Here is an 11,377-nt window from a genome sequence, read left to right as displayed (position 1 = left end):
CAGAGAAGGATTATGCTTTCGAGGGTAATTTTGTGCTGCACGATTTGATCGCCAACGGACAGGCCATGCGGACCGTTTCGCTGCCTCGCGGACGCCAGAGGCTGCACGCCATGCCGACCAGTGCGGGCTACGAAGTTCGCGAGAACGAGACCTATGACTGGGACGGCCGCAAGCGCGGCCAGACGCCGTTTACGGTGCTGCAGCACACGATCAGCGGCAGCGGCCACCTGCGTTATCTGAACCGCAACTACAAGCTCCAGGGCGGCGACACGATGATGGTGCTGGTCCCGCACAATCACCGCTACTGGCTCGAAAAGGGCGAGCGCTGGGAGTATTTCTGGATCTCGATGAATGGCGACGAGACGCTACGCATCCACAAGATGGTGCTGGCGCTTGCCGGCCCGGTGCTCAAACTGCAGCAATCCACCATCGATCATCTTGCCGATTGCAGCCTGCGCCTGGTCAAGGGTGCAACGACCCCCGGCTCGGCTTCGGCCATCGCCTACGAGGCGGCAATGGCGCTCTATGACGACGTCTTCGGTTCGCCCGCCTTCATGGCCGAGCAGAGCCTGATGCAGCCGGTGATCGACCATATCAACCTGTATCTGGAAAAACCGCTCCCGGTCAGCGAGCTCGCCGCCATCGTCGGCCTCAGCCGCGCCCATTTCTCCCGCAGCTTTTCCGAAAGCGAGGGCATACCACCCGCGGAGTATGTCCTGCAGCAACGGCTGCAGCGCGCCGCCAAGCTGCTGACCAAGGCTGACTTCCTGCCGGTCAAGGAAGTGTCGATCATGTGCGGCTTCGAGGATGCCAACTACTTCGCCAAGGTCTTCCGCCGCGTCTACGGCATCACGCCCACGGAGTTCCGCACCACCGGCATGTATGCCAGCATCGGCCGCAGCCGGTAGGGCGCTATCTCGGATGTGATCGCCAAACCGCTGTCGATCCGCACCCGGTTTGTGATATGCCCTGCCCATGGACACACAAACAGACTTCGACTGCCAGACTTGCGGCGCTTGCTGCTCGTTCTCGGCCGACTGGCCGCGCTTCTCGACCGAGTCGGATGCCGAGCTCGATCTGATACCGCTGAAATATGTCGCAGCCGATGAAGCGGGAATGCGCTGCGAAGGCAACCGGTGCTCCGCCCTGGTCGGCGAGATACGGTCGAAGACATCCTGCGCGATCTACGCCGTGCGGCCGCATGTCTGCCGCACCTGCAGCCCCGGAGACTTCGAATGTCTCTCCGCCCGCGAATTTTTCGGCATCGGCAACTGAGCTTGAAAGCCGCCGGCGCTGGCGCAAGCTGCTAGAAATAGATCGACATGATCAGGTCCTGATCGAAATCGCCAAAACCCTTGCCGAAAATGTTCATGCCGCCCGGATTGTCGGCCTTTTCGTCGATGCCGATGCGGAAGCGGATCGAGTGATGATCGGCGATACCAAGCGAGGCAATGGTCTGGGTCGAGACCATGGCGCCGTCGATCCAGGTGCCGGTCTCGTCGATCGTCCAGGTTTTCAGCTTGCCATATTGAGACCCCGACAGCTTCCACCAGGCCGGTGAATACATGCCGCGGCGGTCGCCGAAATCGCCGGGCGAGGTCCAGTGTCCGGCCTTGATGCCGTTGACCCAGATCGAGATGTCGGACGGCCAGTTGGCGTTGGTGGCCGGCGTCTCGGAGCTGAGTTCGGCTGAGAACTCCACCTTGCGGATCTTCTTGCCGGAGACCTTGGCGTTGTTCGGAAACTTGTATTCGACATAGCCGCGGGTGAACCAGAGAAGTGCTGCCTGCATGCGCTGCGGGTCGAGGAAAACTTCCTGCACATCGAGCATGCCGATGACATTGTTGACCGAACAGAGGCCGCAGGGCGCACCCACCTCGAACTCGGTGAAGAGGCCGATCGGCATGCTGACGGTGACGACGTCCTCGCTCGCCTTTGTGCCATTGGCGCCAAAGCGGATCAGGATCTCGTCATAGATGCTGGAGCAGACCTTCTGGTTGCCCTTGCTCGCCTTCATCGTCTGCGTCTGGATCAGGCCCGCCTGCTCCAGCGCCTTCAGGTTGGTTGCCGTCGTCGATTGCGGCAAGCCCATCTGCGCCGCGATGTCGTTGACATTCAGCGGCCCCTTCTGGCGCAACAGGTTGAGGATCTCGATCCGCGTCGGAGACCCGAGTGCCTGGACGACATCGGCGTCCCGCATCGGATCGACGGTTAGAAGCTTAGTCTCCATATGATAATACTGGTTCTCCAGTCTTTCTTGTTGGTTTCAGCTGATATCATGGGCGCAGGCACTGTGTCGCTGCTCAAATTTTACTAGGGGCCGGTCCGCGCCTCGGGAGAACTCTCGCGGACCGGCAGGGGCCTTCTCACCTCGGCCCTGAAGCAATCTCATGCACGTCATCCCTTGATGCCGGACGAAAGCATCAGCGCCTGCGTCACGCGTTTCTGGAACAGAAGGTAGGCAAGTGCGACGGGCATCGCGGCGAGAATGGCGACCGCCATGTCGCGCGCATATTTGACGCCGAAGGCATCGCGGGTCTGGGTAATGCCGACGGTGATCGTCATCATGTCGTCAGAGTTGGTGACCAAGAACGGCCAGAGGAAGGCGTTCCAGGCCATGATGTAGGTGATGATCGCCAGCGCCGTGGTGATCCCCCAGTTCAGGGGCAGATAGAGCTTGAAGAGGATCTGGAATTCGCCGCAGCCATCGAGCTTGGCAGCCTCGCGCAGCTCCTTCGGCACGGAATCGAAGAACTGCTTGTAGACGATGACGACGACGGGAACGATCAGCTGCGGCAGGATGATGCCGCCCCAGGTGTTGATCAGGTTCAGCTTGTGCATCAGCACGAATTGCGAAATCACCAGCGCCTGCGACGGCACCATGAAGCTCGCGAGGATGATGCCGTAAAGCAGCTTGCGGCCGGGGAAAACGATCTGCGACAGCGCATACGCGCACATGACGCTGATCAGGATGACGACGATGGTCACCGTTACCGAGGTGACGATCGAATTCAGATACCAGGTCGGCAGCTTGGTTTCGAACAGCGCGTAATAATAGCCCGAAAAGTTGAGCACATCGGGGATGAAGGTCGTCTTCGCCACGACCTCCTGCTCCGGCTTGATCGAGGTGACGACCGCCCAATAGATCGGGAAGGCCCACATGCAGGCGATCAGGAGCGTGAGGACAAGGAGCAGCACGTTGCCGATTGTTTTTCCGGGCATCCTAGCGCTCCCTCACACGTAGCAGCTGGTACTGCAGCACCGAGACGACGACGATGATCGCGAAGAGAATGACGGCGACGGCAGAACCCGTGCCGCCGTGGTTAGAACGGAAGGCCTCGCGGTAGACGAGCTGCAACAGCACATAGGTGGAATTGAAAGGGCCGCCCTCGGTCAGCAGGTAGACCTGGTCGAAGATCTTCAGCTGCAGGATGAGCTGCAGGGTCAGCACCAGCGCCGTGACCGGCCAGATCAGCGGCCAGGTGATGCGCTTGAAGCACTGCCAGCGCGTCGCGCCATCCAGCATCGCCGCCTCGTAATAATCGTGCGGAATGTTGCGCAACCCGGCGATGAACAGCAGCAGGTTGAAGCCGTTGGTCCACCAGACCGTCACCAACGCCACCATCGGCATCGCCCAGATGGGATCGCGGAAGACGCTGACGCGCTTGCCGGTCACGGCTTCGATGACGAACTGCGCGATACCGAACTGCTGGTCGAGAACCCATTTCCAGATCTGGGTGACGACGGAAACGGGCAGGATATAGGGAATGAAGAAGAGTATCAGGATCAGGCTCTGCACCCAGCCCTTGAGACGCACGACCATCAGCGCCAGACCAAGCCCGATCAGCGTGTTCGGAATGACGGTCAGCACAACGAAATAGCCGGTGTTCCAGACCGAGGTGAAGAACAGCTTCTGATGGAACAGCTTGACGTAATTGTCGAAGCCCACCCACTGGCCCTCGCCGATCAACGGAGCGTCCGTGAAGCTGAGCGCAAACATCTTATAGACAGGATAGGCAAAGACCGTCGCATAGGCGATCAGGAACGGCGCGATCATTGCCACCGCCGTCAGCGTCTTGCGCCGCTTCTCATTGTTGATCACAGGCATCTCCTTCGAAGCGAAGGCTGGCCGGAGAAAAATCTCCGGCCAGCAACGGCTTATTCCTGGCTCTTCAGCTCTTCGCGCATCTGATCGATGGCATCGGCCGGATCGAGCTGGCCGTTGAGCGCGGGAACCACGAAGTTCTGCGTTGCCTCGTAGATCGGACCGGCGACACCGGCGAGCTTCGAGACCGGGTCGAACACGGCGGTATCGGCAAGCTTCGCATAGGTGGCGTTCGGTTGCATTTCCTTGAATTCCTTGCTGTCGGTCACCGGCTTGAAGGCGGGGATATGACCGGCGCTGGCCCAGGAGATGCTGTGCTCGTTCATCCAGGCGATGATCTGCAGCACGGCCTTGAGTTTCTCAGGCGTGATCGGCTTGCTGTCGCTGTTCGGTACCGCGAAGGAGTGCGAGTCCGCCCAGGTCGCCTGCGTGCCCATCAGGTTCGGGATCTCGATCGCACCCCATTCGAAGCCGAGTTCGCCCTTCTTGGCGAGGTCGGTCATGGTCGGCACTTCCCAGACGCCGTTGACATGCATCGCAGCCTTGCCGGAGGTGAACAGCGCGATCGAGGCTTCGTAGGAGATCAGCTTCGGCGAATAGCCGGTCGAAACCCAGTTCGCCATGGTCTGCAGTGCCTTGACGCCGGCGTCACCGGGCAGAATCTCGTTGCCATCCATGAACTTGGCGCCCTGCTGGGCAATCAGCGTATAGAAGACGCGCCACATCGAGCCGCCTTCGTCCGTATGCAGCGACAGCGGATATTCGACCTTGCCGGTTGCCTTGATCTTCTCGAGCGCGGCATTGAAATTGTCGAGGCCATCGAGCCCCTTCGGCAACCCATCGTCGCCCAGCAGCCCGGCTTCCTTCAGGATGTTCTTGTTGTAGTAGAGAACGATCGAGTGGACGTCGAAGGGGATGCCGTAGACCTTGTTGTCGAAAGTGCCCTGCTTCCAGGCCGCATCGACGTAATTTTCCTTCTTGATGCCGGCAGAGGCCAGTTCCTCGTCGGTGAACGGCCGCAGGATGCCGGTCGGCACCGCCAGCGGATAGCGCGACATGTGATAGGTCATGATATCGGGCTGCTGGCCGACGGCGGCCGCCGTCTGCACCTTCGTATAGAAGGGCACGCCCCATTCCAGCGTCGTCGCGTTGATCTTGATATCGGGGTGGGTGTCGTTGAATTCCTTGATCAGCGCCTTCATGCGAACGCCGTCGCCGCCGCTCAGGAAGTCCCACCAGGTCACGTCTGTTTGCGCGAATGCGGCTGCCGAGGGCAGCAAGGCTATGGCCGCCGAAACGGCAAGTTTCACCAGTTTTCTCACGTCGGTTCCTCCTCAATAAAAGTGTTATTCATGGGCATCTCACGGCACGGGACATCCGTGGCCGCAGACCTCCTCCAAGGCCTACGTCCCCCCTCCCGCATGTCTTCGCCGAGTTCCGGATTCCGTCCGGATTTCGGTATCAGCTGAGCCTTCCGCCTTCGGCATCGAAGGCCAGCATTTCAGGCACCCTCAGCGAGAGGGTGATCTTTTCCTTGGGCTGCGGCCGGCTTTCCCGGCACTCCACCGTCATTTCGGCACCCGTTGCCGTCAGCACATGCAGATAGCCGGTGCCGCCCAGTTCCTCGGTAAACTCGGCCGTTACAGGTAGCGGCAATCCGCCTTCCGTCGCGCCGAGCCCGATATGCTCTGGCCGCACGCCGACATGGACGACGGCGCCGTTCGCGACAGGCGCCCGTGTCGGCAGATCGAAGGTCTTGCCCGGTGCGTCGTCGAGTTCGATCGTCGCCGAATTTTGGCCTGAAACGATGACCTTGCCCTTCAGGAAGTTCATGCCCGGCGAGCCGATGAAGCCGGCAACGAACATATTGGCGGGATCGCGGTAGAGATCGAGCGGCGCGCCGACCTGCTGCACGACACCGGCCTTGAGCACGACAATCTTGTCGGCCAGCGTCATCGCCTCGACCTGGTCATGGGTGACATAGACCATCGTCGCGCCGATCTGCCGGTGCAGTCGGGCGATCTCCATGCGCATCTTCACGCGCAGTTCCGCATCCAGATTGGAGAGCGGCTCGTCGAACAGGAAGACGCGCGGCTCACGCACGATCGCCCGGCCGATGGCGACGCGCTGGCGCTGGCCGCCGGAAAGCTGGCTTGGCTTGTGATTGAGATAGTCCTCGAGCCGCAGGATATCGGCCGCAGCCTTCACCTTCTGCTGGATCTCCGCCTTCGGTCGCTTGGCGATCGACAGGCTGAACCCCATGTTTTCGAAGACGGAGAGATGTGGATAAAGCGCATAGGACTGGAAGACCATGGCGACGCCGCGCTTCGACGCTTCGGTATGCGTGACGTCCTCGTCTTCGATGCTGATCTTGCCGCCGCTGGTTTCCTCCAGACCGGCGATCATCCTGAGCAGCGTCGACTTTCCGCAGCCCGACGGGCCGACGAAGACCGCGAACTCGCCCTGTTCGATCTCGATATCAACGCCATGGATGACCTTGAACGAGCCGAACGACTTGCTGACGTCAGTCAGTTTGATTCCAGACATGCATCCTCCCGATTGGCATTCCCATCTGGGCGGCCTCCTCCGCCGCCCGGATGACAATCAGCTCACGCCGCGGCGACGGAGAGCAGGATGAAGTGATAGGACTTGGCCGGCAGCGAACCGCTGAGCTTGCCTTCATCCGTGACCTGCAGCCCGGAACCGGCCTTGGGAACGATGCGGTTCTGATCTTCGACCGAGTTGCGCGCCTTCAGGTCGTCGCCGACCATGGTGTGATGCTGGAGGATTTTCGCGCCCTTGAAACCCTGCAGATCGACATCGAGATCCATCGCCTCGTCGAGGCTGCGGTTGATGGCGAAGACGGCGATCGTCTTGCCGTCTTCCTGCAGCACGGCCGAGAGGTCGAGATAGGGAACATCCTGCGCCACTTCGCAATCGTAAGTCGGGCCTGACGCAGAAACGTTCAGCGCCGTGCCGCGGCCGTATTTCGAGGCGAACTGCAGCGGGTAGTAGATCGACTGGCGCCAGGCCGGGCCGCCTGCCTTGGTCAGGATCGGGGCGATGACATTCACCAGCTGCGCCATGCAGGCGATCTTGACGCGGTCGGAGCGGCGGATGAAGACGTTGATCAGCGAGGCGACGAAGATCGCGTCCTCGAGATTGTAGAGCTCTTCGAGCAGCGGCGGTGCTTCCGGCCAGTCCCAGTTCTTGTAGCGCTGGTCATCTTCCTTGCGGTCGTGATACCAGACGTTCCACTCGTCGAAGCAGATTTTCACATCGCGCTTCGAGCGCTTCTTCGCCTTGATGTAATCGATGACGCCGCCGATCGTGACAATGTAGCGGTCGAGCTCTATCGCCTTGGCGTAATAGTTCAGCGTGTCGTTCTCTTCGTTGCCGAAATATTTGTGCAGCGAGATATAATCAACGCTGTCGTAGCTGGCTTCGAGAACCGTCGCCTCCCATTCGGGATAGGACTTCATCTTGTCGTTGGACGAGCCGCAGACCACCGTTTCGAGCGTCTTGTCGAAATATTTGAAGGCCTTGGAAACTTCGTTGGCGAGATGGCCATATTCAGCCGCCGTCTTGTGGCCGACCTGCCAGGGGCCATCGATCTCGTTGCCGAGGCACCAGATGCGGACGTTGTGCGGATCCTTGTAGCCGTGCTTGGCGCGCAGGTCGCTCCAATAGGTGCCGCCCGGATGATTGCAATATTCGAGGAAGTTGCGGGCGTCGTTCAGGCCGCGCGAGCCGAGGTTCATCGCCAGCATCATCTCGGTCTTGGCGAGCTTCGACCAGTCGGCGAATTCATTGACGCCCATCTGGTTGGTTTCGCGGGTGCGCCAGGCGAGATCGAGGCGCGTCGGGCGCTGGTCGCGCGGGCCGATGCCGTCTTCCCAATGATAGGCCGAGACGAAGTTGCCACCCGGATATCGCACGATCGGCATATCGAGCTCACGCACCATATCAAGAACATCGGTACGGAAGCCATCTTTATCCGCTTTTTCATGACCCGGCTCATAAATGCCGGTGTAAACCGCCCGGCCCATATGCTCCAGGAATGAGCCATAGACGCGCTTGTCGACGGTCGAGATCGTGAATTCCCTGTTTAGGGTGGCTTTAGCCCGCATCGGTGTTCCTCAAAGTTTATTGAATCTGATTTTTTGCCACGCTATTCTGAGAGATTTTTTAAATCAAGCATTTTGTTTTATATCAAAAAATCAGATTTGAAGAGCGGCGAACGCGACCTCTGTTGCGACAAAACGCCTGCATCGCTCAACTGCGGCAGAAGAGATTGCTGGAAGCCGCAACCTATGAAAGACTCCTGATAGAAACACCCTGTCGCCTCTCATTTGCAGGATTCGAACCATATGCGTTATCTCACCTGCCTGCGGTTCATCGCAGCAGTCGCCGTCGGCTGCATCGCCGCATCAGGGAATACCCTCCACGCACAGGAGCCGCAGAGTTGGCCGCAGATCCGCAGCGACATTCCGGCAGATCCCGATATACGCTTCGGCATCCTCCCCAATGGCATGCGCTTTGCCATCATGCACAACGCCACTCCGCCGGGGCAGGCGGCGATCCGCTTCCGGATCGGCGCCGGTTCGCTTGACGAGAACGACGAGCAGCAGGGGCTGGCGCATTTTCTTGAGCACATGGCATTCAAGGGTTCGGCCCATGTCCCCGAAGGTGAGATGATCCGCATCCTGCAGCGCAAGGGTCTGGCTTTCGGCCCGGATACCAACGCCAATACCGCCTATGACGAAACCGTCTATTCGCTCGATCTTCCCGAGGTCGATGCCGACACGCTCTCGACCGGTCTGATGCTGATGCGCGAAACGGCGAGCGAGCTGACGCTCGACGCCGGCGCCTTCGATCGCGAGCGCGGCGTCATCCTTTCGGAAGAGCGGTTGCGCGACACGCCACAATACCGGGCGTCGATCGGCGTCACCAACCTGCTGCTCGAGGGCCAGCGCGCCACCCTCCGCTCACCAATCGGCAAGATCGACATCATCAAGAATGCGCCTGTCGACCGTGTCCGCGACTTCTACAATGCCAATTATCGTCCTGACCGTGCGACATTGATGGTGGTTGGTGACGTCGATCCGGCTGCACTGGAGGCCGACATCCGCAAGCGCTTCAGTGACTGGCAGCGCGGCGCTGCGGTTGCCGAACCGGATCTCGGTGCGTTGAAGGCAAAGACCGAAAGCGCCGATGTGATCACGGTGCCGGGCAGCGCGACCAATGTTCAGATCATCTGGACACGCCCCTTCGATACGTCTCTTGACACCTATGCCAAGCGGCGCCAGCAACTGGTCGAGGACCTCGGTCTTCTGGTGCTGCGGCGGCGCCTTTCGACCATTGCCAGCAAGCCGAACGCGCCCTTCACCAGCGCCGACGCCGGCTCGCAGGATCTGCTCGAATCCGCCCATGCAGTGATGATCGCCGCAAACGGCGATCCGGAAAAATGGCAGGCGGCGTTGAGCAGTATCGACCAGGAACAGCGCCGGCTGCTGCAGTTCGGCGTCTCCCAGCCGGAGCTAGACCGCGAGATCACCGAATATCGCGCCCTGCTTCAATCAGCAGCATCGGGCGCAGCGACCCGGACGAGCACCGGGATCGCCTCGACCCTCGCCTACACCGTCGATACCGATCAGGTCTATACCTCGCCATCCGAAGACCTGGCTCTCTTCGAACGCATGACGAAGGACATCCAGGCCGGGAAGATCAACAAGGCCCTGCCGGTCACCTTCTCAGGCAATGGCCCGCAGGTGATGCTGCTGACGCCTGCCGCTCCGAAGGGCGGCACAGATGAGCTGCGCAAGACCTATGACGCATCGCGCGACATCGCCGTGACGGCTCCGGTGGCGGCGGCCGATATCGCCTGGCCCTATACGGATTTCGGCGCGCCGGGCACAGTCGTCGAACGCCGCGTCGTTGACGATCTCGGCCTGACGATGGTGAAATTCGCCAACGGCGTGCGGCTCACCGTCAAACCGACGAAGCTGCGGGCCGACGAGGTTCTGGTGCGCGAAGATATCGGCCACGGCCGTATCGGCCTACCCAAGGATCAGGCCTCGGTGCTCTGGGCCTCGCCCGCCGTCATCCTCTCCGGCGTCAGGGCCATGGATTATCCCGATATTCAAAGAGTGCTGGCGGCGAATGTCGTCGGCATCGATTTCTCCGTCGGCGACAGCTCGTTCCGCTTCAACGGGCAGACGCGGAGCAGCGATCTGCAGACGCAGTTGCAGCTGATGGCCGCCTATACCTCAGATCCGGCATACCGGCCGGAGGTTTTCGACCGGGTGAAGCAGGCCTACCTGAACAATCTCAATCAGTATGCCGCGACCCCTGGCGGCGTCATCAGCCGCGATTTTGCAGGATTTGCGCATGGCGGCGACCCCCGCTGGACTTTCCCCGGCAAGGCCGAACTCGGCTCCGCCCAGTCAGCCGAGTTCGAAAAGCTTTTCAGACCGGCGGTTGCCAGCGGCCCGGTCAACATCACCATAGTCGGCGATGTCACGGCAGATGAAGCCATCGCTCTGACCGCACGGACATTCGGCGCCCTGCCGCCACGCCCGGATACGGCTCCAAGCACTGCGCCGCTCAAGGTCAGCTTCCCCGCTCCGACCGCGTCGCCTATCACCGAGACGCATAGCGGCAGGCCCGACAATGCTGCAGCCATCGTCGGAGTGCCGGTCGGCGACATGCTCTCGGGCCTGAAACGGTCGTTCACCGCCAACCTCACCGGCCAGGTCATCCAGAACCGGCTGATTGCCCAGTTCCGCATCGCCGAGGGCGCAAGCTACGGCGTGCAGGCCGATGTCGATCTATCGAAAGACATTCCGGGTTTCGGCTATGCCTATATCTATGTCGACACGACGCCAGGGAAGCTCGCGCGGTTCTATGAACTCGTCGACCAGGTCACGGCCGATCTGCGGAAGAACACTATCTCTGCCGACGAGCTCAGCCGCGCCCGCGCCCCCGTCATCGAAACAATGAAGCACCAGCAGCAAAGCAACGAATACTGGATCGAGCACCTGCAGGACGCCCAGACGGATCCCCGCGGACTGCAGCGCGTGCGCGAAAACCTCAGCGGCTATGACAATGTCACCACCGAAGACATCCGCCAGTTCGCGATCGCCTACCTGAAGCCGGAAACATTCTGGAAATTCGAGGTGCTGCCGGCGGCGGGACAGTAAACGCGTCCGGTCGAACGGCTTGGCTGGGCGCTGTGGCAAACCACAGCGCCCAGCCTTGCGCGTTCGGAAT

At 60.7% G+C, this 11,377-nt stretch carries 9 protein-coding genes; 3 read left to right on the top strand and 6 right to left on the bottom strand.

Features of this window, described 5'->3' with window-relative positions; translation table 11 throughout:
* Window positions 1-32 precede the first annotated feature (32 nt).
* Both J2X43_RS03070 and J2X43_RS03065 read left to right on the top strand, forming a co-directional pair.
* Window positions 33-908 carry an AraC family transcriptional regulator gene (locus tag J2X43_RS03070; RefSeq protein ID WP_112388664.1) on the top strand — a complete coding sequence of 292 codons (876 nt, stop codon included), beginning with the start codon at window positions 33-35 and terminating at the stop codon, window positions 906-908.
* Between the two features lie 67 nt (window positions 909-975).
* On the top strand, window positions 976-1,275 hold the full coding sequence (locus J2X43_RS03065; RefSeq protein ID WP_112444142.1) for a YkgJ family cysteine cluster protein: 300 nt from the start codon (window positions 976-978) through the stop codon (window positions 1,273-1,275).
* A 31-nt stretch (window positions 1,276-1,306) separates the two neighbouring features.
* Here the strand turns inward: J2X43_RS03065 and J2X43_RS03060 are convergent, their stop codons facing one another.
* The 6 genes from J2X43_RS03060 to J2X43_RS03035 all read right to left on the bottom strand — a co-directional run bounded on the left by J2X43_RS03060 (window position 1,307) and on the right by J2X43_RS03035 (window position 8,235).
* Complete coding sequence (locus J2X43_RS03060; RefSeq protein WP_112388666.1) at window positions 1,307-2,230, bottom strand: transcriptional regulator; 924 nt, start codon at window positions 2,228-2,230, stop codon at window positions 1,307-1,309.
* Window positions 2,231-2,397: 167 nt separating this feature from the next.
* Window positions 2,398-3,222: a carbohydrate ABC transporter permease gene (locus J2X43_RS03055; protein ID WP_112388667.1), complete on the bottom strand. Its 825-nt coding sequence runs from the start codon at window positions 3,220-3,222 to the stop codon at window positions 2,398-2,400.
* A gap of 1 nt (window position 3,223) precedes the next feature.
* On the bottom strand, window positions 3,224-4,108 hold the full coding sequence (locus tag J2X43_RS03050) for a carbohydrate ABC transporter permease (protein ID WP_405049558.1): 885 nt from the start codon (window positions 4,106-4,108) through the stop codon (window positions 3,224-3,226).
* Window positions 4,109-4,158: 50 nt separating this feature from the next.
* Window positions 4,159-5,427, bottom strand: a complete 1,269-nt coding sequence (locus J2X43_RS03045) for an ABC transporter substrate-binding protein (RefSeq protein ID WP_112444144.1) — start codon at window positions 5,425-5,427, stop codon at window positions 4,159-4,161.
* 139 nt (window positions 5,428-5,566) lie between these two features.
* Window positions 5,567-6,652, bottom strand: a complete 1,086-nt coding sequence (locus J2X43_RS03040) for an ABC transporter ATP-binding protein (RefSeq protein ID WP_112388669.1) — start codon at window positions 6,650-6,652, stop codon at window positions 5,567-5,569.
* Between the two features lie 62 nt (window positions 6,653-6,714).
* Window positions 6,715-8,235 (bottom strand): alpha-N-arabinofuranosidase, encoded by a 1,521-nt coding sequence (locus J2X43_RS03035; RefSeq protein ID WP_112388670.1) that lies wholly within the window; start codon window positions 8,233-8,235, stop codon window positions 6,715-6,717.
* Between the two features lie 240 nt (window positions 8,236-8,475).
* Between J2X43_RS03035 and J2X43_RS03030 the strand changes: the two genes are divergently transcribed.
* Window positions 8,476-11,307 carry a pitrilysin family protein gene (locus tag J2X43_RS03030; protein ID WP_112444148.1) on the top strand — a complete coding sequence of 944 codons (2,832 nt, stop codon included), beginning with the start codon at window positions 8,476-8,478 and terminating at the stop codon, window positions 11,305-11,307.
* The last annotated feature ends 70 nt before the right edge of the window (window positions 11,308-11,377 follow it).

The organism is Rhizobium sp. BE258, assembly GCF_031457345.1.
Taxonomy (GTDB): domain Bacteria; phylum Pseudomonadota; class Alphaproteobacteria; order Rhizobiales; family Rhizobiaceae; genus Rhizobium.
This window is presented reverse-complemented; position numbering and strand designations above follow the sequence as displayed.